This window comes from Corynebacterium sp. ACRQP (assembly GCF_022345915.1).
In the GTDB taxonomy this organism is placed as follows: Bacteria; Actinomycetota; Actinomycetes; order Mycobacteriales; family Mycobacteriaceae; genus Corynebacterium; species Corynebacterium lehmanniae.
The window spans coordinates 1-24,653 of the sequence record NZ_JAKRMZ010000015.1; the positions used below are offsets into that span (position 1 = coordinate 1).

22 protein-coding genes, 1 tRNA gene and 1 pseudogene are annotated in these 24,653 nt (G+C 65.9%); 17 read left to right on the forward strand and 7 right to left on the reverse strand.

What is annotated here, in order from left to right; genetic code table 11:
- Positions 1 to 246 precede the first annotated feature (246 nt).
- On the reverse strand, positions 247 to 1,659 hold the full coding sequence (gene lpdA, locus MHY23_RS07100; RefSeq protein WP_181890076.1) for a dihydrolipoyl dehydrogenase: 1,413 nt from the start codon (positions 1,657 to 1,659) through the stop codon (positions 247 to 249).
- A gap of 80 nt (positions 1,660 to 1,739) precedes the next feature.
- Here lpdA and MHY23_RS07105 point away from each other — a divergent pair, with 80 nt between their 5' ends.
- From MHY23_RS07105 to MHY23_RS07175, 15 genes are all read left to right on the forward strand, one after another.
- A complete protein-coding gene (locus MHY23_RS07105) occupies positions 1,740 to 3,164 on the forward strand; it encodes an alpha/beta hydrolase family protein (protein ID WP_239306981.1) in 1,425 nt (474 codons plus the stop codon).
- Between the two features lie 334 nt (positions 3,165 to 3,498).
- On the forward strand, positions 3,499 to 4,617 hold the full coding sequence (locus MHY23_RS07110; protein WP_239306982.1) for an alpha/beta hydrolase family protein: 1,119 nt from the start codon (positions 3,499 to 3,501) through the stop codon (positions 4,615 to 4,617).
- A 1-nt stretch (position 4,618) separates the two neighbouring features.
- The gene (locus MHY23_RS07115) at positions 4,619 to 6,586 is read left to right on the forward strand and encodes a prolyl oligopeptidase family serine peptidase (RefSeq protein WP_239306983.1); all 1,968 of its coding nucleotides are present in this window, start codon (positions 4,619 to 4,621) and stop codon (positions 6,584 to 6,586) included.
- 13 nt (positions 6,587 to 6,599) lie between these two features.
- Positions 6,600 to 7,847: a M1 family metallopeptidase gene (locus MHY23_RS07120; protein ID WP_239306984.1), complete on the forward strand. Its 1,248-nt coding sequence runs from the start codon at positions 6,600 to 6,602 to the stop codon at positions 7,845 to 7,847.
- Positions 7,844 to 9,022 carry a hypothetical protein gene (locus MHY23_RS07125; RefSeq protein ID WP_239306985.1) on the forward strand — a complete coding sequence of 393 codons (1,179 nt, stop codon included), beginning with the start codon at positions 7,844 to 7,846 and terminating at the stop codon, positions 9,020 to 9,022. Before MHY23_RS07120 ends, MHY23_RS07125 begins: the two co-directional genes overlap by 4 nt.
- Positions 9,023 to 9,028: 6 nt before the next feature.
- Entirely contained in the window at positions 9,029 to 10,012 is a 984-nt protein-coding gene (gene rfbB, locus MHY23_RS07130) for a dTDP-glucose 4,6-dehydratase (protein WP_239306986.1), read from the forward strand.
- Positions 10,013 to 10,045: 33 nt separating this feature from the next.
- Positions 10,046 to 10,798 (forward strand): hypothetical protein, encoded by a 753-nt coding sequence (locus MHY23_RS07135; RefSeq protein ID WP_239306987.1) that lies wholly within the window; start codon positions 10,046 to 10,048, stop codon positions 10,796 to 10,798.
- A gap of 23 nt (positions 10,799 to 10,821) precedes the next feature.
- Entirely contained in the window at positions 10,822 to 10,986 is a 165-nt protein-coding gene (locus MHY23_RS07140; RefSeq protein WP_239306988.1) for a hypothetical protein, read from the forward strand.
- Positions 10,987 to 10,995: 9 nt separating this feature from the next.
- Complete coding sequence (locus tag MHY23_RS07145; RefSeq protein WP_239306989.1) at positions 10,996 to 12,315, forward strand: sugar nucleotide-binding protein; 1,320 nt, start codon at positions 10,996 to 10,998, stop codon at positions 12,313 to 12,315.
- 85 nt (positions 12,316 to 12,400) lie between these two features.
- Positions 12,401 to 13,348 (forward strand): hypothetical protein, encoded by a 948-nt coding sequence (locus tag MHY23_RS07150; protein ID WP_239306990.1) that lies wholly within the window; start codon positions 12,401 to 12,403, stop codon positions 13,346 to 13,348.
- Between the two features lie 43 nt (positions 13,349 to 13,391).
- On the forward strand, positions 13,392 to 14,255 hold the full coding sequence (gene rfbA / locus MHY23_RS07155) for a glucose-1-phosphate thymidylyltransferase RfbA (protein ID WP_239306991.1): 864 nt from the start codon (positions 13,392 to 13,394) through the stop codon (positions 14,253 to 14,255).
- A gap of 25 nt (positions 14,256 to 14,280) precedes the next feature.
- Positions 14,281 to 14,499, forward strand: a complete 219-nt coding sequence (locus MHY23_RS07160) for a hypothetical protein (RefSeq protein ID WP_181890086.1) — start codon at positions 14,281 to 14,283, stop codon at positions 14,497 to 14,499.
- A 3-nt stretch (positions 14,500 to 14,502) separates the two neighbouring features.
- On the forward strand, positions 14,503 to 15,300 hold the full coding sequence (locus MHY23_RS07165; protein ID WP_239306992.1) for a glycosyltransferase: 798 nt from the start codon (positions 14,503 to 14,505) through the stop codon (positions 15,298 to 15,300).
- Positions 15,301 to 15,313: 13 nt separating this feature from the next.
- Positions 15,314 to 16,003 (forward strand): glycosyltransferase family 2 protein, encoded by a 690-nt coding sequence (locus tag MHY23_RS07170; protein WP_239306993.1) that lies wholly within the window; start codon positions 15,314 to 15,316, stop codon positions 16,001 to 16,003.
- Complete coding sequence (locus MHY23_RS07175) at positions 16,000 to 16,350, forward strand: DUF2304 domain-containing protein (RefSeq protein ID WP_181890089.1); 351 nt, start codon at positions 16,000 to 16,002, stop codon at positions 16,348 to 16,350. The genes MHY23_RS07170 and MHY23_RS07175 overlap by 4 nt, the downstream gene beginning before the upstream one ends.
- Here the strand turns inward: MHY23_RS07175 and MHY23_RS07180 are convergent.
- From MHY23_RS07180 to MHY23_RS07190, 3 genes are read right to left on the reverse strand one after another with little or no spacing between them, the layout of a single operon-like run.
- Positions 16,347 to 16,967: an MBL fold metallo-hydrolase gene (locus tag MHY23_RS07180; protein WP_239306994.1), complete on the reverse strand. Its 621-nt coding sequence runs from the start codon at positions 16,965 to 16,967 to the stop codon at positions 16,347 to 16,349. The genes MHY23_RS07175 and MHY23_RS07180 overlap by 4 nt on opposite strands.
- On the reverse strand, positions 16,967 to 18,064 hold the full coding sequence (locus MHY23_RS07185) for an S-(hydroxymethyl)mycothiol dehydrogenase (protein WP_239306995.1): 1,098 nt from the start codon (positions 18,062 to 18,064) through the stop codon (positions 16,967 to 16,969). The genes MHY23_RS07180 and MHY23_RS07185 overlap by 1 nt, the downstream gene beginning before the upstream one ends.
- 11 nt (positions 18,065 to 18,075) lie before the next feature.
- Entirely contained in the window at positions 18,076 to 18,900 is an 825-nt protein-coding gene (locus MHY23_RS07190; protein ID WP_239306996.1) for a GDSL-type esterase/lipase family protein, read from the reverse strand.
- 53 nt (positions 18,901 to 18,953) lie between these two features.
- Here MHY23_RS07190 and MHY23_RS07195 point away from each other — a divergent pair, with 53 nt between their 5' ends.
- A complete protein-coding gene (locus tag MHY23_RS07195; protein WP_239307024.1) occupies positions 18,954 to 20,624 on the forward strand; it encodes an AMP-binding protein in 1,671 nt (556 codons plus the stop codon).
- Here the strand turns inward: MHY23_RS07195 and MHY23_RS07200 are convergent.
- A tRNA-Thr gene (locus MHY23_RS07200) sits at positions 20,580 to 20,652 on the reverse strand. The genes MHY23_RS07195 and MHY23_RS07200 overlap by 45 nt on opposite strands.
- A 66-nt stretch (positions 20,653 to 20,718) precedes the next feature.
- Entirely contained in the window at positions 20,719 to 21,918 is a 1,200-nt protein-coding gene (locus MHY23_RS07205; RefSeq protein WP_239306997.1) for a DNA polymerase III subunit delta', read from the reverse strand.
- Positions 21,919 to 22,402: 484 nt separating this feature from the next.
- On the opposite strand from MHY23_RS07205, the pseudogene MHY23_RS07210 reads away from it, so the two are divergent.
- Positions 22,403 to 23,479 (forward strand): annotated as a pseudogene (locus MHY23_RS07210) (adenylate/guanylate cyclase domain-containing protein); the annotation flags it as partial.
- 51 nt (positions 23,480 to 23,530) lie between these two features.
- Here the strand turns inward: MHY23_RS07210 and MHY23_RS07215 are convergent.
- A complete protein-coding gene (locus tag MHY23_RS07215; RefSeq protein WP_239306999.1) occupies positions 23,531 to 24,568 on the reverse strand; it encodes an HNH endonuclease signature motif containing protein in 1,038 nt (345 codons plus the stop codon).
- Between the last annotated feature and the right edge of the window lie 85 nt (positions 24,569 to 24,653).

Consider the following 24,653-nt stretch of genomic DNA (forward strand, 5'->3'; position numbering starts at 1 on the left):
CCATCCGGCTATTCCACCGCAGTGTCCAACAAGTCATCAGACATGATGTCCAATAAGTGACCAGACTCCGCGTCCAAAAACTCACCAGACTCCATGTCCAAAAAGTGTCAAGACATGACACGTCTAGCAGGGTCGCGCGCGCCGCTAGACGATCCACGGATTCGCGCGGGCGGCTGCCACGGCACGCAAAAAGGCGGGCCCTGCCAGAAAGCGGGGCCCGCCTTTGGTGCGTCGTAAAGCGAAGGCTTACAGGTTGATCATGTGGCCTTCGATGCCGTGCGCGATCTCCTTGATCACCTCCGGCAGAGTCGGGTGGATGTGGATGGAGCGCGCGATCTCGCCTGCGGTGAGGTCGAAGCGCTGCGCGAGGACGACCTCCGGTATGAGCTCGGAGACGTTTGCGCCGACGAGGTGGCAGCCCAAGATCTCGCCGAACTCGGCGTCCGCGACGAGCTTGCCAAAGCCAGCGGTCTCCGCCAAGCCCACTGCCTTGCCGTTTGCGGAGAACGGGAAGGTGGCAACCTTGATGTCGCGGTCCGGCCACTTCTCCTTCGCCTGCTCCTCGGTGTAGCCCATGGAGGCGACTTGCGGGTTACAGAAGGTGGCGCGCGGGGTCATCATGTAGTCCTCGATCTCGAGGGTCTCCGCGTCCGCGATGGTCTCGGCAGCGATGATGCCCTGCGCCTCAGCGACGTGGGCGAGCTGCAGCTTCGCGGTGACGTCGCCGATGGCGTAGATGTTGTCGACGTTGGTGCGCATGCGCTCGTCGATAGCAATCGCGCCACGCTCGGTGAGCTCGACGCCCGTGTTCTCCAGGCCGTAGCCCTCGGTGCGCGGGGCGAAGCCGACGGAGATCATCACGCGGTCCGCGGTGAGCGTCTCCACGTCGTCGGAGCCGTTCTTCTTCACGTCCACCTCGACGGAATCGCCGTTGTCGCGCACCTCGGTGGTGGCGTGGCCGGTCAGCAGCTTCACGCCGAGCTTCTTGTAGGCCTTCGCGATCTCCTTGGACACGTCCTTGTCCTCGTTGGGCAAGACGCGGTCCTGGTACTCGATGACGGTGACATCCACGCCGTAGTTGGACAGCACGTAGGCGAACTCCATGCCGATCGCGCCTGCACCGACGATGACCATCTTTTCCGGAGCCTCCGGGTTGAGGATCTGCTCCTCGTAGGAGACCACGTTCTCGGACAGCTCGATGCCCGGCAGGGTACGCACCACAGCGCCGGTGGCGATGATGCAGTCATCGAAGGTGACGGTCATACCCTTGTCGTCGCCGTCGGTGATCTCGATGGTGTTCGCGTCCTTGAACGAGCCCAGGCCGTTGATCTCCTGGATCTTGTTCTTCTTCATCAGGTAGTGCACGCCGCCGACGATCTTCTCGGAGACCTTGCGGGAGCGCTTTTGGGCGTCGGTGTAGTCGAACTCCACGTCGCCCTTGATGCCGAAGGTTTTCGCATCGTGGTTGAAGATCTCAGCCACTTCAGCGTTCTTGATCAGGGCCTTGGAGGGGATGCAGCCCACGTTGAGGCAGACACCGCCCCAGTACTGCTTCTCAATAACAGCTACTTTTTTACCCAGCTGAGCTGCACGGATGGCGGCGACGTAGCCACCGGGGCCAGCGCCGAGGACAACAACGTCAAAATGTTCTTTACTCACGCTGCATATCGTACGTGCCCGTCTGGCAAAATGTTGCGAAGCATCTTGTTTGTTTTTTGAATGAAAGTGAGCGATTCACTGTGAAGTTCACTCGCACGGCGGTAGCCCTGGGCGCCGCCGCCCTTATCGCCGCAGGCTCCGTGCCCGCCGTCCAGCACTTCGCGGAGGGCGGCGCCGAGAAGCCGGTCACCACCCTGTCCCCGGCGGCGACGACGGTGCAGACCTCGCTTGAGACCCCGACTTCCAGCACCACCGCGAGCTCGACCACGAGCCCGACCACGACAACCAGCGCGACCACGAGTCCGGCCACGAGCACGCCGACGTCGCCCCAGGAGAAGCCGAAGGTTGTGGAGACGACGGTGGTGCCGGAGACGCCGTCGACAAGCTTGAGCTCGACCGCGGCCACCACCGCAGAGGCGGAGCCGACGGACGAGCACCCGAACATTAGCCCGCTGGGTGAGGCCCCGAAGACCTACAACGGCAAGGACCAGAGGTGGGTGCGCATCCTCGCAGGCAACCGCAAGAACTGGGACAACGAGGCAATCCGCGTGCACTCCGAGTCCATGGAGCGCGACATCCCGGTGGCGATCTTCTACGCCACCGACGAGCAAGGCAAGCGCAAGGAAAACGCCCCGACGGTCTACCTGCTCAACGGCGCCGGCGGCTCCGAGCAGGACACCGACTGGGTCGCGCAGGCCTACGACGAGCTGGAGAAGACGTACAAGGACTCCGGCGCGAACGTTGTCATCCCGATGGAAGGCGCGTTCTCCTACTACGTGGACTGGGCCGCCGAGCCGCCGGTGGACACGGACACGAACCCGTTCTTCCACGGCAAGCAGATGTGGTCGACCTTCCTGGCGCACGAGCTGCCGCAGGCGGTGGAGCCGTACATGAACGCCGACGAGGAGCACCGCGCGGCCGCCGGCCTGTCCATGGCCGCGACCTCCGTGCTGCTGCTGGCGGAGCACAACCCGGGCTTCTACGACGCCATCGGTTCCTTCTCCGGTTGCGCGGCGACCTCGACGCCGCTTCCGTGGATGTACCAGGATCTGACCGTCAGCCGCGGCGCGCCGAATGTGATGACACCGGAGTATATCTTCGGCGAGCGCGGCTCGGACTACAACCGTCACTACGACGCGCTGGTCAACGCGGCGGATCTCAAGGGCACCGCGGTGTACCTGTCCACAGGCACTGGCCTGGCGGGCGAGAGCGACACGCCGGGCTACCTGAAGGACCGCTTGATCAATCAGTACGGCGTGGACCCGGATGCGGCTTCGGCCCGCGCGTTGTCGAACGCGATGACGCTGCAGGTTGAAGGCGGCGTGATCGAGGCGGCGATGAACGCCTGCACCCACGATCTGATGGTGAAGATGCGCGCCAACGACGTGGAGGTCACCCACGCTGAGCTGCGCAATGTGGGCACCCACAGCTGGGCGTCCTGGCGCGATGACCTGGGGCTGTCCTACGAGAAGGTGTTCAAGAAGGCGCTCGGTCTGGAGCAGTAGGCACTTGCTTTACGACGCCTAACGGCGCCTCCCCGCTTTCGAGCCGGGAGGCGCCGTTTCGGTTTGCGCGCGATAGCGCGTTTTAGAACATGCCCATGCCGTAGGCGATGGTGGAGGACATGGACGAGCCTGCGTGCACGAGCTCGCCGAGAATCTGGTTGATCTGCACCTGGAAAGTTTCGATGGGGTTCATGTTGGGGTCCTTTCGGGGTTTCAGGGCGGGGGCGCAACACGCCACACGCGTAACGCTGGCCACTACAGTAACGAATGTCCCATAGAATGGCGCAATAATTGCCTGTCAGTTTAACCCCCTCCCCCAGGACTGGATACACAGATGAAGAAGATCAAGGCGGCGGCGCTTGCCGCCCTCACCGCAGTCTCCCTCGCATGCACCGGCGCTCCGGCGGTGTCCGCCCAGCCGGCCGGCCAGGAGGGCATTGTAAAGGCGTGGGACGCGCGAACGAACCCGCCGCTCATCACCCGCACCGGCAAGGCGCAGGAGTGGGTCAGTCAGGTGGACCACAAAACGGTGCTGTCCTACAACGTGTATTCCCCCTCCATGCGCCGCGACATCCCGGTCGCGGTCGTCCCGGCCACCGACGCCGCAGGCAACCGCGTGCGCAACGCGCCGACGTTGTACCTGCTCAACGGCGCCGGCGGCGCGGAGCAGAACCAGGACTGGCTGAAGCTCTACCCGGTGAAGGACTACTTCGCCGGCAAGGGTGTGAACGTGGTGGTGCCGCAGGCTGGCGCGTTTTCCTACTACACGGACTGGGTGAAAGACGACGTCGCCTCCGACTACGTCAACGGCCCACAGAAGTGGGAGACGTTTTTGACCAAGGAGCTGCCCGGCCCGATCGAGCGCGTGGTGGGCGCCAACGGCCGCCGCGCCGTGACGGGTGTGTCCATGTCCGCCACCTCTGCCCTGCTGTTCGCGCAGCACAACCCGGGGATGTACCAGGCCGCGGCGGCGTTTTCCGGCTGCGCGTCCACGTCCTCGCCGCACGGCTACAACTTCGCGCGCTTGACCGTCAACCGCGCGGGCACCCCGAACTTCCAGACGGTCACCCCGGAGATGATGTGGGGTCCGATGAACGGGCCGTACAACCGCTACAACGACGCGCTTCTGAGCGCGGAGAAGTTGCGCGGCACCCGCCTGTACATCTCCTCCGGCTCGGGCCTTGCGGGGCACCCGGACCAGGTCAGCTACCTGCTGGGCAAGGGCGCACCGATGCCGGCGGCGCAAGCCGGTGCAGCCGTGCTGCAGGTCGAAGGCGGCGTGATTGAGGCCGCGGTGAACAAGTGCACCCACGACCTGAAGGCCAAGCTGGACGGCCTGGGCATCCCGGCGCACTTCGAGCTGCGCAACGTGGGCACCCACTCCTGGCCGTACTGGACCGAGGACATGGACCGCGCCTGGCACACCACCATCAAGCCTGCTCTGGGGGTCTAGCGTGCGCGACATCGAGCCCAAGCTTCTCGACGACCTGACGGCCGCCCCCGCCCTCGAATGGGCCCGGGAGTGGTCCGACGAGACAGAAGCGCGGCTCGATTCGTCCGCGCTGCGCGAGCGGATCCGCGCCGCGTTGGATTCGGACGACCGGATCCCGTTTGTCACCCGGCGCGGCGAGTACCTGTACAACTTCTGGCGCGACGGCGAGCACCAGCGCGGACTCTGGCGCCGCACGACCCTCCCCTCGTTCCTCGGGGAGGAGCAACCCGACTGGGAGGTCCTCCTCGACGTCGACACGCTCGCCGAAGAAGAGGACGAGGACTGGGTGTATAAAGGCGCGACCGTTTTGCCGGTGAGCTGGGACCGGGCGCTGATCCGCCTGTCGCGAGGCGGGGCGGACGCGGTGGTGGTACGCGAATTCGACCTCACCTCGCGCGCTTTCGTCGACGCGGCCGACGGCGGTTTCACCATCGACGAGGCTAAAACCTCCGTCGACTGGGTGGACCGCGACACCATCCTGGTGGGCACCGACGAAGGCCCGGGCACGGTGACCAACTCCGGCTACCCCATGCAGGTGGCGCGCTGGACCCGCGACGGCGGCAAGACCGTCATCTTCACCGGCGAGCCTAACGACGTCGGCGTATGGTCGGGCTACGACGTGGTGGACCGGAGGACCGTCGTCACGCGGGCGCTCGATTTCTACACCTCGCGAACGTGGGTCGACGGCGAGTTTGTGGACGTGCCCGACGATTGCGACGCCATCCCCCACCGCAAGTGGCTGTTCATCCAGCCGCGCACCGAGTTCGCGGGCGTGCCCGCGGGCGCGCTCGGCGTGATCGAGCTCGAAGCGTTCCAGCAGGGCGGCCGAGAGTTCGCGGTGCTGGAGCAGGACGCGACCGTGGAAGCGATCGCGTTCACTGAAAACGCGCTGCTTTTGACCTGCCTGGTGGACGTGGCCACCAGCATCTCCCGCATCGCGCTGGGCACCTGGGAGCGCACCGAGCTCGCGCTGCCGGAGGCCGCGAGCGCGCACGTCGTTGCCTCCAGCCCGCTGGCCGGCGACGAGTTCTGGGTCGCCGCGTCCTCCTTCACCACGCCGACAACGCTTCTGCGCGGCGACGCCTCCGGCGCACTCACCGAGGCCAAGCGCGCGCCTGCCCACTTCGACACGGCAGGGCTGGAAACCCGCCAGCACTGGGTGACCTCCGCCGATGGCACCCGGCTGCCGTACTTCATCACCGGCGACTTCTCCCTTGGTGCACGTCCCACGCTGGTGGGCGGCTACGGCGGCTTCGAGGTCTCGCTCATGCCCGCGTTTTCCAACGTGCGCGGCATCGCATGGTTGGAACAGGGCAACTTCTACGTCCAGCCCAACCTGCGCGGCGGCGGCGAGTTCGGGCCCGAGTGGCACTCGCAGGTGGTCAAAACCAACCGCCACAAGGTGTGGGAGGACCACAAGGCGGTGCTCGAGGACGTCGTCGCCCGCGGCTACGCCGAACCTGCGCAGATTGCCATCCGCGGCGGCTCCAACGGCGGGCTGCTCACCTCCGGCTCGCTGGTGCAGTACCCGGAGTGCTTCGGCGCGGCCGTGATCCAGGTGCCGCTGACGGACATGCTGCGCTACCACACCCTGTCCGCCGGCGCGTCGTGGATGGCGGAGTACGGCGACCCGGACAACGTCGATGAGCGCGCAGCGATTGCAACCTGGTCGCCGCTGCACAACGTCCGCCCGCGCGAGGACGTGGCGTATCCCCCGGCGCTGGTGACCACCTCCACCCGCGACGACCGCGTCCACCCCGCCCACGCCCGCACCTTCGCGCTCGCCCTGTGGCGGGCGGGCCAGCCGGTGGACTATTTCGAGAACACCGCAGGCGGGCACGCCGGCGCCGCGGATAATGCACAGGTGTCGCGGGTGGAGGCGTTGATCTACCAGTGGATCGACGACAAGATCGGCCAACCGCTGGCGTAGACTTCCCGGCGATATGAGTAACCTGAGGCTTCGCTCCACCCCCATCCCCGGCACCCGCGACCGCTACACCGGCGTGGAGTTCAACCTGGGCTTCCACGTCACGCACTATGACCTGGATTTCGACTACAAGGTGGCCCCGAACCGTCTCGAAGCAACTGCGACCCTGACGCTGAACACGTGGCGCGAGCTGAACCACCTCACCCTCGACCTCACCCAGGGCCTGTCGGTGCGCCGCGTGGAGGCGTCTAACGGCTTCGGCGTCAAGCGCTACCGCCACCACGGCGGCAAGCTGCGCATCACCTTCGACCAGTTCATCCCGGTGGACACTGAGCTGCAGCTGACCATCCGCTACGCCGGCTCCCCGCGCCCGCGCCGCACCGCCTGGGGCATGCTGGGCTGGGAGGAGCTGGACAACGGCGCACTGACCGCCAACCAGCCCAACGGCGCGCCGTCCTGGTTCCCCTGCGACGACACCCCGGACGAGAAAGCCACCTACACTTTCAACGTGCGCGCGGACCGCGGGTACGTCGCGGTGACCAACACCACCGCCCGCCCGATGGCGACCTACCTGGCCACGGTGCAGGTGGGCCAGTTCCACCGCGTTGATTTAGGGCGCAACACGGTGGCGTGGCTGCCGGCGGCGACTCAGGTGGGCGATTTGGACAAGCAGCAGGCCATGCTGGACTACTTCGAAACCGTCTTCGGGCCCTACCCGTTTGAGAACTACCAGGTGGTTGTGCACGAAGAAGAGCTGGAGATCCCGCTCGAGGCCCAGGGGCTGTCCATCTTCGGCGTGAACCACCTGCGGGGCAACGAGCGCCTCATCGCGCACGAGCTGGCGCACCAGTGGTTTGGCAACTCGTTGGGCATCGCGCAGTGGGAGGATATCTGGCTCAACGAGGGTTTCGCCTGCTACGCCGAGTGGCTGTGGGCGGATTTTACGGGGCACATGCCTATCGACGCCTCCGTGCGCACCCACTACGACAAAATCACGCCCATGCGGTTTACCCTCGCCGACCCTGGCGCGCGCGACATGTTCGACGACCGCGTGTACAAGCGCGGCGCCATCACGCTGCACGCGCTGCGCCGCAAAGCCGGCGACCCGGCGTTTTTCGCTGCGGTCCGGGACTACGTGGCCCGCGGCGCCCACGGTGTGGTGGAGCCCTTCGACCTGGTCAACGCGTTCGCGCGCCAGGGCGTCGCTGTCGGCGACGTGATCGACGCGTGGATCAACCACCCCGAGCTTCCGGAGTGCCCGTGAGAAACCTCTCCCTGGCCACCATCTTCGCCGCGGCCAGCGGCTTTGTGGTCATGTGGATCGCCAGCTGGGCGCTGGACGCCGAGCACGGCTACAACTCCTTTTTGGCCTACTGGGGCCTGTTCTTCGCCTGCACCGGGCTCATCGACGGCATCACGCAGGAGACCACCCGCGCCGTGGCAGCCTCCCGCGAAACGGACGTGCGCGGCAGCGCCAACCCGTGGAAGCTCGGCGCTGCGGTCGGCGCGGTTGTCGCGGCGGTGGTGCTGCTGGCGGGGCTTTTCGCCATGGGCCGCATCGTGCCCACCCACCCCGGCACGGCCACGGGCTTGTTGGCGTTGGGCCTGATCAGCTACGCCTTCCAGGCGGTGCTGTCCGGCGTCTTGAGCGGCTCCGGGCTGTGGAACCGCTACGCCGCGCTGGTCGCCCTGGACTCCGGCGTGCGCCTCGTGCTGGCCGTGGTGGTGTGGGCGCTCGGCGGCGGGCTGGTGGAATTTTTGGCCATCACCGTCATTGGCGCGCTGAGCTGGGCCGTGATCCTCGCCTTCGCGCCGGTGCGGGTGCACCTGGACGTGGACCGCGGGGCGTTTCTGCGCCGCGTCGGCTCCGCCATGGTGGCCTCCGGGGCGTCGGCCGCGCTGATCACTGGCTTTCCCACCGCCGCCTCCGCCGCCTTCCCCGCTGCAACCGCGGGCGCGACGGTCGCCGCGGTCAACAACGCCGTCATGCTCACCCGCGCCCCGGTGCTGGTGCCGCTGCAGCGCTTCCAATCGGCGCTGGTGGTGCGCTTCGTCGAGCGCCGCGGCAGCATCTACAGGGCGCTCGCCGCGCCCGTCGGCGCGATCTTGGGCGTCGGCCTCATCGGCTTCGCGGCGGCCTGGCTGATCGGCCCGTGGATCCTGCGGGTGGCGTACAAGCCGGAGCTGTTTGTCGACGGTCTCACGCTCGGCCTGCTCACCTTCGCCTCCGCGTTCATGGGCATGCTCATGATCACTGGCGTGGCCGTGCTCGCCCTAGAGCGCCACGCGTTCTACGTCGCCGGCTGGCTCGCCGCCACCGCCACCGCGTTCGCCGTGCTCTTCCTCGCGCCGTGGGGCGTTGCCACAACCGTGGTTGTGGCGCTGTTCGCCGGGCCGATCGTCGGCGCGCTCGTGCACCTGGCGGGCCTTGTAAGGTAGCTGGCTATGGAACGTTTGCTGGTCACTGGCGGTGCGGGGTTCATTGGGGCGAATTTTGTCCGGCAGGCGTCGCAAAGCTTCCGCGTCACCGTCGTGGACAAGCTCACCTACGCAGGCAACCGCGCGAACCTGCCCGAGGGCATCGAGTTCGTCGAGGGGGACATCTGCGAGCAATCGCTTATCGACGAGCTCGTGGCCGCCAACGACACCGTCATCCACTTCGCCGCCGAATCGCACAACGACAACTCGCTGCGTGACCCGTCCGCGTTCGTGCACAGCAACCTTGTCGGCACGTTTGCACTGCTGGAGGCGGTGCGCAAGAGTGATAAGCGCCTGCACCACATCTCCACCGACGAAGTGTTCGGCGACCTCGAGCTCGGCGGCACCGACGCATTCACCGAGACCACGCCGTACAACCCCTCCTCGCCCTACTCAGCGACGAAGGCCGGCTCCGACCACCTCGTGCGCGCCTGGGTGCGATCGTTCGGGGTGCGCGCGACGATCTCGAACTGCTCCAACAACTACGGCCCCTACCAGCACATAGAGAAGTTCATCCCCCGCCAGATCACCAACATCCTCACCGGCCAGCCCGCCAAGCTCTACGGCACCGGCGCGCAGGTGCGCGACTGGATCCACGTGGACGACCACAACGACGCCGTCCTCGCGATTCTGGAGCGCGGGCGCATCGGCGAGACCTACAACATCGGCGCGAGCTCTCCCGGTTCCGCGCACGTCACGAACAAGCAGGTCATCGAGACCATCTGCGAACTGATGGGCGGCGAATACGTCCACGTCGCGGACCGCCCCGGCCACGACCAGCGCTACACCATGGACGCCACCAAGCTGCGCCGCGAGCTCGGCTGGGCTCCGCAGCACACGGACCTGCGCAGCGGGCTGGAGCAGACCATCGCCTGGTACACCGACAACCGCTGGTGGTGGGAAAACGATAAGGCAGGCATTGAACGCGGGTACGCGCAGCGGGGGCAGTGATACCCTGTTCCCCAGAAATGGGGAGGGGATCATATGCGACGTGCACGCATACTCATCTGGGAGTTTTTTGTCACCGTCGGTCCGTGGATTTTTCCGCTGGTAGGAGGAATATTCCTGTCCGCTGCCGCGGCTACACACCCGATGCCGGGGCTACTCACGGTGGGAACTTTCTGGCTTGGGGTAGCACTCGTTCTAGTTGGCACCGTGCCACTGACCATCCGCAGCTTGCTGCAGCGGCTCCGCACCGAGGACGATGAACTTCGAAGCAGGCGAGCACTTGCTGCTACACAGCTTGCCGCCTCATACATCCCGTCGGTTCCAGTATCGGACGTACTTTCTCAAGAGGAACGCTTCGAACGGTACAACGCCGTTTTGGAAGATCTTGTGCGAGCGCTCGGAGAGGAAGTTTTCGGTCCGCTGAAACCAAGAGTGATCTATTTCGAGTACGGCCTCGACGCACAAGGAACCGAGATGCTTACACCCCGGGCGCATTTTGGCTGCCAGTTAGACCCGCCGAAGACGCACAAAGGAGGACAAACGAGATTCACCGAAATGATGGTGCTCGTGAAATCGCCGAAAGAAACGGTTGCGATAAATAACCTCTCCGATCGGCTTTACCGCAGTTTTGTGTCGGCTTCGGTGTCCGGTGGCGATGGTAACGTTGCGTATGGATTACTCACCGTGGATACACGGACTGATGCAGAATTCACCTCGCAGGATGAAGAAAGCTTGCTGCTTGTCGCAAGCTTGCTAGCAGCGTTTCGCGGTGCCGCCGAGCGGCACTGACGCACGTATCAGAGGAGCTCAAAATGACAACCAACTACTTCCCCAAAGGATTGCGGCTAGAACAAGACGTGGTGGAGGCTCGGCGTGTGAACCGCCAGGCTAAGCGCCAGGCCAACGCCGAGTTTGCAAAACGGATTGCAGCAGCATCCGAGAAGCCTCTCACACAGCGCACTTTCAAGCTCGGGTGACCCGTCGCAGTGCCTAAAACCACCACCATCGACGGCCTCGAGGTCCACCGGCTCACCGTCCACGAAGACAACCGCGGCTGGTTCAAAGAGAACTGGTCCGGCCAAAAACTCACCCCGAAGCAGCACAACGTCAGCTTCAACGCCCGGCGGGGTGCGACCCGCGGCATGCACGCCGAGCCGTGGGACAAGTGGGTCTCCGTGGCCACCGGCCGCGTGTTCGGCGCGTGGGTGGACATGCGCGAAGGCTCCGCCACGTTTGGGGAGAAGTTCACCTGCGAGATCGGGCCGGACACCGCCGTATACGTCCCGCGCGGCGTGGCCAACGGCTTCCAGGCGCTCGAGGACAACACCACCTACATCTACCTGGTCAACCAGCGCTACTCCCCCGGCGGCGCGTTCTGCTCCTACAAGGAAATCGCCTGGCCGCTCGAGCCCACCGAGCTGTCCGCCAAGGACCTCGAGCACCCCATGCTTATCGACGCCACTCCGCTCCCCCCACGCCGCATCCTCGTCACCGGCGCCAACGGCCAGTTAGGGCGCGCGCTGCGCCAGATCTGGTCGGAAGAGCAGGCCCACTTCGTGGGCCACGACGAGTTCGATATAACGAACCCGCCCAGCATCGACTGGGCCGATTACTGGGCCATCGTGAACTGCGCCGCCTACAACGACGTCAACGGCGCGGAGGACGACCGGGCCGGGGCATGGGCGGTGAATGCGGCGGCGCCGGCGGAGCTTGCGTCGATAAGCAATGCACACGACCTGACGTTGGTCCATGTTTCCAGCGACTACATCTTCGACGGCAGCGTCGAGGTGCACGACGAGGCGGAGGTGCCGTCACCGCTGAGCGCGTACGGCGCGTCGAAGGCCGCGGGCGACACAGCGGCGCAGGTGGCGCGGAAGCATTACGTGGTGCGCACGAGCTGGGTGTTCGGCGACGGCCGCAACTTCATGTCCGTGATGGCCGACCTCGCGGACAAGGGCGTCGCGCCGAAGGTCGTGTGCGACCAGCGCGGGCGCCCCACCTGGGCCGAAGACCTGGCGAAAGGCATCGCGCACCTGCTCGACACGGGTGCGGAGTACGGCGTGTACAACATCACCTCCGACGGCGACACAGTCACGCGCGACGAGATCGCCATGGCCGTGTTTGTGGCCGTCGGCGGCGACCCCGCGGACGTCCACCCCGTGACCACCGAGCAGTACGGCGCCGAATTCGGCGTGGAAGCGCCGCGCCCGCGAGAATCCACCCTCGCGCTGGACAAGATCAAGGCCGCGGGTTTCGCGCCGACGAACTGGCGCGCCGCGCTGGCGCTCTACGTGGCCCTGCGGTAGCTAGACCGCCCCGAATTAAACCCGGACGGGACGCAGCTCACGGCTTAAACTTAGGGAGTCCCCAACACACTCCCAGGAGATTCCCATGAAGAAGTCGCGCTTCGTCGCTCTTGCGACCGCCTCTGCAGTCGCCCTGTCCCCCGTCGTTCCCGCCCAGGCCGCGCAGGTCGGTCCGCTGGAGCAAAACCGTTGCAAGGTGACTTTCACCGCGGCGGAGAAGGCCTATCTGGAAAATCTCGACAGGGAGATCAGTGCGAAAGTCGGTGAAACGTTCTACCGCGACTTCAACCTCGCCCTCGAGAATACGTTTCCGGGAATTCGCAGCGTAGGCGACGATTTCGTTGCCGCCTACCAACACCAATTGACTAACCACCGTGTCGAGAGCGCATTTGAGGACGCATTTGACGAGATCGATCTTCAGCCATACCTCAGCCGCTTGAGCTACGCCGGTCTGAATGACACCGGAGCAGAAACGTATTTGGATACTCGCGCTCGCGCCGAGTACTTCAACGACATGCGCGTAAGTCCGGATGAAGTTGTGCCGAGTAACTACTCGGACCACTACGTTGACGCAAAACTCAGCGAAGACTTCGAAGACGGAAACATCGGTGCCGTAATCCTGTTTATTTTCCTTGGACTCGGTGGCGTTATTCAAGATGAGAACCAAGGGGCGAAGTTCTACAACTCCTTTGATAAGACCCAGACCGGCCGTCACTTCACTGCACTGAATCCATACCTCCGCGCTGAGAATGCTGCGTCAAACGCCTGCCTTGGCGGCGGTAACAGCACTGTGAAGTACCCCACCGGTGCTGCTACGCCGAAGCCGACGCCTAAGCCGACACCGAGCAAGCCGAAGCAGGACTCCAAGTCGTCCGACCAGAACGCCGACAACAACGCCGGTCAGGCCAAGGACGAGAAGGGCTCCTCCACCGCCGGCATCGTCATCGGTGTCATCGCAGCTGTGCTCGCGGTCATCGGCATCGCAGCGATCGCAGCCCCGCAGCTGGGTATCCAGATCCCAGGCCTGGGTTAACCTTCCCGCAGCAACACCCGATGCCCAACTAGACTTCCCTGTCATGAAGGGCATCATCCTCGCTGGCGGCTCGGGCACGCGCCTGTACCCGATCACCCAGGGCATCTCAAAGCAGCTCATGCCCATCTACGACAAGCCGATGATCTACTACCCGCTGTCCACCCTGATCAGCGCGGGTATTCGCGAGATTTTGATCATCACCACGCCGGAGGATCGGCCGAGCTTCGGCCGATTGCTTGGCGACGGCTCACGTCTCGGCATCATGCTCCACTACGCCGAACAACCCCGCCCCGAGGGGCTGGCGCAGGCGTTTTTGATCGGCGAGGAGTTCATCGGCGACGACTCGGTGGCGCTCGTGCTCGGCGACAACATCTTCGACGGCAACGGCATCTCGGAGGCGCTCGGGCGGGTGCGCGACATCGACGGCGGGGCGATCTTCGCCTACGAGGTCTCGGACCCGCAGCGCTACGGCGTGGTCGAGTTCGACGCCGCCGGCACGGCGCTGTCCATCGAGGAAAAACCGGACGCGCCGAAGTCCAACTTCGCTGTGGTGGGGCTGTACTTCTACGACAACGACGTCGTAGAGATCGCCAAATCCATCGCACCGTCGGCGCGCGGGGAGCTGGAGATCACCTCCGTCAACGAGGCGTACCTGCGCCGCGGCGACCTGAAGGTACACCGCCTGCACCGCGGGGACGTGTGGCTGGACACCGGCACCATCGACTCCATGAGCGAGGCCAGCGCCTACGTCGAGGTGCTGCAGAAGCGCACCGGCACCGTCATCGGTTCGCCGGAGGTGGCGGCCTACCGCGAGGGCTTCATCGACGCCGCGCAGCTGGAGGCCCTAGGCGAGCAGGTGTTGAAATCCGGCTACGGCCGCTACCTCATCGACGCAGCAAGGGACTAAAACTATGGGAAGGAATGTGAGCGCAATGACCCCTGAAGAAATGCGCACCGCTGAGGATTTCGAGCGGGGCTGGTCGGACGAGCGCATTCGCAGCGCCGAAGTGTCCTGGGGCCCCGGCCTGGTGGACATGCTGCCGCCGGCGCTCGCCGAGCGGGTGCAGGCGCGGGCGCGCAAAGAAGGAACCAGCGACTTGTCGGTCATTGAAGCGGCGCTGTCGCAGTACCTCGACAACAGCGCCGCGTAGACAATGGCGAGGATTACGGCACTGGTGACCGTCTACCACGGCACCGACGCGCACGACCTTGAGCGCGCCCTCGACTCTCTGCGGGCGCAGACGCGGCCGGCGGATGAGCTGGTCATTGTGGCAGATGGGCCGGTGGGCGAGGGGGTGCGGGAGGTCGTCGAGAAGCAAGATGCCCGAGTGATTTGGCTGCCGGAGAATGTGGGCGCGGGCCCAGCGTCGCAAGCAGGGCTGGCGACGATCGATTCCGAATACACAGCGCGATTGGACTCCGACGACGCCGCGAAACCCGAGCGTTTCGCCCGGCAGCTGGAGTATATGGAGGCGCACCCGGAGGTGGCCGCGCTGGGCAGCGCCGTCGAAGAGTTCGCGCACACCCCGGGAGATACCGGCAAGGTGCGCGCGCTGCCGGAGAACCCGCACGCCTACGCGAAGATGAACTCGCCGGTGAACAACCCCTCGGTGATGCTGCGCACGCGAGCGGTCAAGGAGGTCGGCGGGTACAAGGACGTGCACTTCATGGAGGACTACGACCTCTACGCGCGCCTGATCGCCGGCGGCTGGCAGGTGCGCAACCTGCCCGAGTCGCTGACGGACTTCCAGGTCACCGACGCGCAGTTCGCCCGCCGCACCGGCCGCGAGATGCTCGCCGCGGAGGCAAAAATGCAGCGCAACCTGGTCTCCTACGGGCTGATTTCGCGCCCGCGGGCCGCGTTCAACCTGGCGGCGCGCACCGCGTACCGCGCGCTACCCACAGGTTTGCTCCGGCGCGTGTACGCCGCTTTGTTCCACCGCGGGAGGTAACCTAACTTCCGACATGAGCGGATTTTCAGACACTTGGCTGATCGTGCCTTGCTACAACGAGGGCACGGTCATCTTCGACGTGCTCACGCACGCGCGCGAGACGTTCCCCAACATCGTGGGCGTCAACGACGGCTCCGTCGACAACTCCGCGGAGCAGATTCGCGCCGCCGGCGCCCATTTGGTGGATCACCCGGTCAACCTGGGCCAGGGCGCGGCGATCCAGACCGGCGTGGAGTACGCCCGCAAACAGCCGGGCGCGCAGTACTTTGTCACCTTCGACGCGGACGGCCAGCACCAGGAAAAAGACGTCGTGCGCATGATTGAGCGGCTGCGCACTGAGCCGCTGGACATCATCGTCGGCACGCGTTTCGCCGGCCAGGACAATTCGCAGGTGCCGTGGATCAAACGCGCGGTGCTGAAGACGGTGGTGATGCTCTCGCCGCGCACGAAGAAGCTGGGGCTGACGGACGCGCACAACGGGCTGCGCGCGTTCAACCGAAAGGTGGCCGAGGAGATGAACATCCGCATGAACGGGATGTCGCACGCCTCGGAGATCGTCTCCATGATTGACAAGCACGGTTGGCGCGTGGACGAGGAACCGGTGGACATCCTTTACACGGAGTACTCGATGTCGAAGGGCCAGTCGCTGATCAACGGCGTGAACATTCTCGCCGACGGGCTCGTTGCAAGGAGGTTGCCATGATTCAGGCGTTGTTGCTGCTCGCGGTTGTCGCATTGGCCTGGTACTTCTTTGCTAATCGACGCAAAGCTAACGCCAAAGCCTGGGTAAAAATCGGCTTCGCCCTCATGATGGTGGCGGCCGTGTGGGCGATTGCCCGCCCCGACGATGTGACCGTCGTGGCGAACTGGCTGGGCGTGGCCCGCGGCACCGACCTGATGCTGTACGTGCTGGTGGTGGCGTTCTTCTTCGTCACCGTCTCCACGTGGACGCGTTTCCGCGAGCAGGAGTTGCGCTACGCCCGCCTGGCCCGCGCCGTCGCGCTGCAGAACGCGCAGGCGCCGGAGCAGGACGCGGACGCGGAGCGCTAGAAGCCGCGGCGGATCCACTCCTCCAGGTGCGGGGCTTCCGCGCCGATGGTGGTGTGGTCGCCGTGGCCGGTGCGCACCACCGTCTCCGCCGGCAGGTCCAAAACGGATTTCTGCAGGGAGCGGATGATGGTGTCGAACGAGGAGAACGACCGTCCGGTCGCGCCCGGCCCGCCCTGGAACAGGGTGTCGCCGGAGAACAGTTCGCCGGCCTCCTCGGCGTAGATCACCACAGAGCCCGGCGAGTGGCCCGGGGTGGACATGACGCGCAGGTCGGTGCCGGCGACGGTGAACGTGGCGCCGTCGAGAAGCTGGCGGTAGTGCGCGCCCGGGTTCTGGCGCTGCCACAAAAAGCCGTCGGTGGGGTGCAGGTACACCGGGGCGTCCACAAGCCGCGACAGCTCGGGCGCGGCGTCGATGTGGTCGGAGTGGCCGTGGGTGGCCAGGATGCCCTTCACGCGGCGATTGCCCACTGCCTCGGCGATGGCTTCGGCGTTGTGGGCGGCGTCGATGATGTAGACCTCGGAGTCGTCGCCGACGATCCAGACGTTGTTGTCCACCTCCCACTCGCCGCCGTCGAGCTTGAACAGGCCGGAGGTGACGACGTTGTCGATGCGCATTAGAACTCCACCACGCTTCGCAGCACGTCGCCGCGCTTCATCTTGGCGAAGGATTCCTCGATGTCGCCTACGCCGATGCGCTCGGAGACGAACTCGCCCAGCGGGAAGCGGCCCTGCTTGTACAGCTCCACGTACGTGGGGAAGTCGCGCTCCGGCAGGCAGTCGCCGTACCAGGCCGGCTTGATGGAGCCGCCGCGGGCGTACAGGTCGATCGCGGGGATGTCCACGTGGTCCGTCTGGTTGGGCACGCCGACCATGACCATGCGGCCGGCGAGATCGCGGGAGTAGAACGCCTGGCGCCAGGTGGGCTGGATACCCACCGCGTCGATGGCGACGTCGGCGCCGAAGCCGCCGGTGAGCTCGCGCACGGCCTCGATCACCTCGTCCTCGCTCATGTCCTTGGCGCAGATGGCGTGGGTGGCGCCGAACTTCTCGGTGGCAACGTCGCACTTTCGCTTATCGACGTCTACAGCCACCACCGTCGTCGCCCCCGCCAACGCCGCACCGGCCACAGCCGCAAGTCCCACACCGCCGAGGCCGAAGACGACCACGGACTCGCCGCGCTGCACGTCACCGGTGTTCACGGCGGCGCCGAGGCCGGCCATGATGCCGCAGCCGAGTAAGCCCGCCGCTGCCGGGTCGGCCTCCGGGTCGACCTTCGTGCACTGCTTTTCGTGCACGAGAGTCTTCTCTGCAAACGAGCCGATGCCGAGGGCGGGGGTGAGCGGAGTGCCGTCGTCAAGCGTCATGCTCTGCGAGGCGTTGTGGGTGTTGAAGCAGTTCTTCGTGTCGCCCTTGCGGCAGGCGCGGCACTCGCCGCACACCGCGCGCCAGTTCAGCACCACGAAGTCGCCTTCTTGGACGTGGGTGACGTCCTCGCCGATCGTTTCCACGACGCCGGCCGTCTCATGGCCGAGCAGGAACGGGAACGCGTCCTCGATGTCGCCGTCGCGGTAGGCCAGGTCCGTGTGGCACACGCCGGTGGCCTGGACCTTGACCACGACGTCGTTGGGGCCGGGTTCGGGGATCACAATGTCCACGACCTCGACCGGGGCGCCCTTTTCGCGGGCGATTACGCCTTGAACAGTCTGTGTCATGTCCCCCAACACTACGAGCGGGCGATGACGTTTGCCACGTGCTCGTGTCCGCGCTGGTTAACGTGGATGGGCAGGTTGCCCGGGCCACCGTAGAAGTCCACCAGGCCGGCCCACATGCGCGTGTTGTCGGGCGCGCACATGTTGTTGTTCCACGTGGAGGGTTTCAGGTCCAAAAACTCCACGCCGGCGGCGCGGGCGGTATCCACCTGCATCCACTGCGCGAGGTTCTCCCAGCGCTGCACGTCTTTAAAGCGGGTCCAATCGGAGACGTTCGGGGCGATGTGGAACAGGCACACGCGGTCGCCGGAGGTGATCTTCGGGTAGCCCACGATCTGGATGCGCGCGTTCGGCGCGGCGGCGCGGATGCGGTTGATCTGCGGGACCATGTAGCGGGTGAAGTCGCGGCGGATGTCGGCGTCCGGGCGCGAGGTGTTGTTGTACGTGTCGTTGAAGCCGACGGAGATGATCACGCGCGCGGTCGCCGGGGACAGCCCGCGGTCCGCGATCGCGCGGTCCACCTGCTGGAACAGGCCCGGGCCCTTCGAAATCGTGACCACGCCGGTGCAGGAGTAGTCGCGGGCGGCCAGGCCGAGCTTGGCGGCGGAACGCTTGCCCCAGTTCGTCGGCGAGGTCGGGCACCAGGTGCCGTTGTCGGAGCGCCCGCGCGGGTCGAGCCCCAGCTTGCCTGCGGCCCACTGGCCCATGTTCGGGTCGGAAATGACAGAGTCGCCGAAGATGACCATGTTGCGGTCCTGCGCTTGCGCCGCCGGGGCGAGCGGGGCGAGAAGCGTGGCCGCCGCAACGAAGGCGGCGGCGATGCGGCGGGAAAATGACACGGCGAAATCCTTTCACAGGGGGAACTTGCGTAACAGTAGGCTACATTATCCACATGCGACCCACCCACCGTCCGCTGTTCTTACTCAAGTCTTTCGCCCGCTTCGTGCCCGCCGTTACACGCGCTGGCTTCGTCAGCGCCGAAGGCGGCCCCCGCGCGGCCCTCGCGCTCGCACCCAACCTCGCGCGCTACTGGTTCACCACCGCCCGCGAGGTCGAACAAGGTGCCGCCGCCGCACCGGACCGCATCGCACTTATCGACGACACCGGTGTCCTCACCTACCGCCAACTCCGCGACGACTCACGCTCGCTGGCCAAATGGCTCCTCGCGCTGCAAGACGAACGCGGCCTGGACGAGCTTCGCATCGGCGTGATGGCACGCAACGGCCGCGGCATCATCCTGCCGCTGGCCGCCAAAGGCTACGCAGGTGCGCATATCTTCCTGCTCAACATCGGCTCCTCGCCGGAGCAGCTCGCCGGCATCTTCGCCGAAAACGACATCAACGTCCTATTCATCGACGACGAATTCGCCGACCGCCTCCCCGCCAACACTGACGGCATCACGATCGTCCGCGCCCACGAAGACGGCGGCGAGGGGCTTTCGGTTGGGCAGGTGGTCCGGATGGACGTCGATAGGCAACTGCCCCGCTGGCCGAAACACGGCAACCTCGTCCTGATGAGCTCCGGCACCACCGGCATCCCCAAAGGCATCGTGCGGCCCGAACCGCGCATGCCGTTCGTGGTCGCCGGCTACCTCGAAGCCATCCCGTGGCGCGCGGGCGACACCGTGCAACTGACCGCGTCGATCTTCCACACCTGGGGCTGGTCCGCGCTGCAGGTCGCGCTGGCGACGCGCTCGACCATCGTCACCCGCCGCATCTTCGACCCGGAGGCCTGCTTCCGCGACATCCAGCGCTACCGCTGCGACGGGCTGATCTCCTCGCCCATCTTCTTCAAACAGATGCTGGACCTTCAGGAACACTACGACACGTCCTCTCTGCGCTACCTCGCCTCCGCCGGCAACGCCGTCACCCCGTCGCTGCTGCGCCGCACCACCGAGCGCTTCGGCCCGATCCTGGCCAACATCTACGGCTCCACCGAACTCGCCCTCGCCGCGGCAGCCTCGCCCGAGCAGATGCAGGCCGACCCCACCACCGTGGGCAAAGTCCCGCCCGGCACGGTGCTCAAGCTTTACGACGACCAAGGGAAAGAAGTCCGGCCCGGCGAAACCGGACGCATCTTCCTGTACAACGAAACCGCGCTGCGCGGCTACACCAACCCCGCGACCGAGATGGTGGAGATCGACGGGTTGGTGGAGATGGGCGACCTGGGCTACCTCGACGACGACGGGTACCTGCACGTGCAGTCCCGCAACGACGACATGATCATCGTCGGCGGCGAAAACGTCCACCCGCAGTCCGTGGTGGAAGTGCTCGAGGACATGCCGGGTGTCGGCGAGGTGTACGCGCACGGCGTCGACGACGAGCAGATGTTCAAGCGCATCGCCGTGTGGGTGGTTCGCAGCGCCGACATCACCGCCGACGCGGTGCGCGACTGGGTGCGCGCCCACCTGGCCGACCACTCCATCCCCCGCGACGTGCACTTCGTCGACGAGCTGCCGCGCAACGCCGTCGGCAAGGTTGTGCCGCGGTTTTTGCCCGGTTTAGGGCAAAAAAAATTGAGCCACCTGCGAGAATCGAACTCGCGACCTTCTCATTACGAGTGAGATGCTCTACCGACTGAGCTAAGGTGGCCGGGCATACAAAGATGCACCATCGCGAAAGTGTAGTGCAGCCGGGGAAAACTAAGAAACCGGCAGCTCAGGACACTTTGCAGGCGAGCCGGATCCGGCCCAGCATGCCGTTAAACGCCACCGCCGGCTGCACCTGCTGCGCCAGCCGCTCGCGGCACTGCGCGATCGCCTCCTGGCATTCCACCAAGCCCTCGGGCGTGGTGCGCTCCGCGATCTCGCACGCCAGACCCTCGTAGTCCGGGTGGATCAGGTCCAGGACCGCGCCGGACTGGACGATCATGGCGTCGCGGTACACCCCCGCCAAATCCACCAGGACCAGGTCGAACATGTCGCGCTTGCGGCGGGTGCCGCGCTTCTTCTGCTCCTCTTCGAGCGCTTTTATCGACGACGCAACGCCCCCCAACGCCTTGCCCGCACCTTTGCCCTTCGCGCCCATGCCGAGCGCGTTTTCCAGCTTCGCGCGCTCGGCTTCGTCCTCGGCCTTGTGGGCCTCCACGGCCTCTTTCTCCGCCGCCGTGACCAGCGCGCCGACGGCCTGGAACGCCTGCGCGCCGTGGAACACCAGCTCCGCCAGGTTGATCGCCATGGAGCGGCGCTTTTGCACCTGGTCCGAGCGCACCAGCAGCCGCGCCCGGCCCACGTGCCGCATCGTCGCCGCCGCGGCAAGCCGCGCGTCGTGCTCGGTCGCGCCCTCCTCCTCGACCAGGATGCGCACAACCTCGTCCTCCGTTGGCGCCGGCACGTACAGGTGGCGGCAGCGCGACCGCAGCGTCTGCGAGAAGTCCTGCGGGTCCGCCGACGGGGCGCACATGATGATCACGGTGTGCTCCGGCGGCTCCTCCACGGTCTTCAGCAGCGCGTCGGCGGCGTCCGTGTTCAACCGGTCGGCGTTTTCGATGACGATGACGCGCCAGGCGGCGACCGTCGGCAGGCGGGCCGCTTGCGGCACGATCGTGCGGCGCACGTAATCCACCGGGATGTTCACCCGCTGCGGCACCACGTGCAGCAAATCCGTGTGCGAGCCCGCCAGCGCTAACCGGCACGCCTCGCAACGCCCGCACCCGATCTCCACCGGGTCCGTGCACATCAACGCTGCCGCGAACGCCAACGCGGCCTGCGAGCGGCCCGCCCCCGGAGGGCCGGTGAAAAGCCAGGCGTGGGTCATGGCGTAGCCGTCGCCAAGCCTTGCAGCCTTTGCTGCAGACATGATTGTCTCGCGCACCGCCGGAGTTCCGGCAAGCCGCTCACTGACGCTACGGGTAGTCACGGATGATCACAGTACCCGCGCGCTAAGGTGATACACCATGAAACGATTCTGGCGCGAGCTGCGGTGGCTCTGGGGCACGTCATGGCCCCTGTACGCCGCGACCGTGCTGGGAACCAACGTCATCGCCGCGATCGGCTGCATGCTGTTCGTGCGCTACCTCATCCCCATGCCGGAAGTGCGCGAACTCGGCCTCGGCGGACAACTCGGCGCCATCGGCGTGATCTACGCGGCCGTCGCCGTGGTGCTGGGTGTGGTGGTCACGCTGTACCTGTTCCGGCCCGTGCTGGAATGGCAGCGCCACCCCGACGGGCACGACCCGAACATGGTGCGCCACCTGGTCATGCGGCTGCCGGTGCTGCAAACCATCATTGTGGTGGCCGTGTGGGGTATCGGCACCGCGATCGTCACTGTGGGGGCTTGGCGTGTCGACGTCCGCCTGGCCACCGTCGTCCTCGCCACCGCCGCGCTGACCACCTTCGTCACCGCCGTGCTGACCTACCTGCAGGCCGAGCGCCTCGTGCGCCCCATCGCCGCGTCCGCGCTGGCGCGCCGCTTCGAGGACTCCACGCTGCAGCCGCCGATCAAGTGGCAGCTCTACCTGACGTGGTTCACCACCTCCGCCGTGCCGATGGTGGGCGTTTTGCTGCTGACGGTGGCGCAGCGCTACGGCTACTTCTCCGGCAACGTCGGCGAACTCACCTCCGCGATCGTCGCGCTGATCACCGCCGGCATGGTCACCGGTTTCGTGGGCACCGCGCTGGTGATCATGAGTGTGGCCGACCCGATCAAGGAGCTGCAGGGCGCGATCAACCGCGTGCGCCGCGGCGAGCAGAACACGCAGGTGGACATTTACGACGGCTCCGAGATCGGCGTGTTGCAGGCCGGGTTCAACGAGATGATGAAGGGGCTGCGCGACCGCCAGCGCGTGCGCGACATCTTCGGCCAGTACGTCGGCGCGGAGGTGGCGCAGAAGGCGCTGGAGGAGATCCCGGAGCTCGGCGGCGAGGAGCGCAAGGTGGCGGTGCTGTTCATCGACGTCGTCGGCTCCACCACCTACGCCGTGGACCACACACCGGAGGAGGTTGTCGCTGCGCTGAACGACTTCTTCGACGTCGTTGTCGAGGTGGTGCACCGCAACAAGGGCGTGATTAACAAGTTCCAGGGCGATGCGGCCTTGGCGGTGTTCGGGGCACCCGTTTCGCTTCACGACGCCGCTTCGCACGCCCTCCAAGCCGCCCGCGAACTCCAGCGGGATTTGGCCGGCCAAGAGCTTCGCGCCGGCATCGGTGTGGCGTCCGGGCATGTAGTGGCGGGCCACATCGGCGGCTCGGACCGCTTCGAGTACACCGTGATCGGCGACGCCGTCAACGCCGCGGCGCGCCTGACCGACATGGCGAAGGACACCCCGGGCCTGGTGCTGACCAACGCCGGAACCCTGCGCGCGGCGAACGAGGTGGAGCAGCAGCGCTGGACGCTGATGAAGTCCGTGGAGCTGCGCGGCCGCGGCAAGATGACGCAACTGGCACGCCCGGTGCGCTCCACCATGGCCGACCGCGCCTAGTTTCGGGCATGCCGATGTGCCCGCCCGGTGGGGCGGGTTTTCGGTGTGTGGTTAGTCGAAGAGCAGCTCCATGGCGCCTGGGGTGGTCATGGGGACGCGTGTGCCGTTGGGCGCGACCCAGTGGATGCGGGCGTTCGGGTTGTCGATGTAGCCGAACGGGCCGTTGCGGTTGTCGGCGTTGACCCCGTTGTGGAAGGGGCAGAGTTCGGCGAGGTTGTCCATGTTGGTCATTCCCCCGTAGCGCCACGCGTTGATGTGGTGGGTTTGGGTGGTCTCTGCGGAGTGTTTGCAGTCGGGAAACGCACATCGCGGGCAGAGTAGCTTCGACATGACCTTCTGCTTCGCGTTGGCGCAGCGCTGACCGTAGTAGAGGTTGACTGGTCCTTCCTGGGGGTGGAACGCGGCGACTTCGAGTATGTCGCCGAATTCGTGCTCCATGTACTCGGCCCCGGTCATGGTGGTGCCGTCGGTGCAGATCAGGGTGACTTCGTCTGCGTGGCCTGATTGGATGCGGGCCCAGTCGGCGATCGGCACCAGAATGATCGGCCGGAAGTTCGCCTTCGGCACGCCTTTGCCGTCGCGCAGGATGCTGATGAGTGTGTGGGCCATTTGGGCGGCGGCCGGGTCGTCTGCGTCGATGAGTTTGCGCAGCAGGTGCTCAAGATCGGCCAGGTCGCGCTCGTTGTAGGTGAGGATCATGGTGCGCATGCCCGCCTTGGAGCGGGAAAACCTGCACGAGGGTGGGGCTGGTTTGACGGGTTGTTTGATTAACCGTTTGATGCGCTTGGTTAAGGCCCTATATGAGCCGCGGTGGCGCACCAGGTCGAGGCGGATGCGCCAGCGCTCCGCAGCTCCCTCGACAGCGAGCAGTTTCTTCTCGATGTGCACGAGCTGGTCGATAGGTAAACCCTCGGCGGCGGCGAGGGCGTCACGTTGTTTGCGGGTGAACTGGGTCGGCCCGAAGTAGGTGTGGTGCACCCGCGCCAGGTCGCGCACCCGGCCGGTGGACAGGCCGGCGGCCATGGCTACGTCGCGGTCGAAGTCGGCGAGCACGGCCACGCCTGCGGAAACAAAGTCAGTGAAGTTCATGGCCCAGAAGCTATGGCGGCACCGCAACCCCGACAAGGCCCAAAAATAAATCTGTGGATAACCCCCGCCGATTGTTGACGCCGCA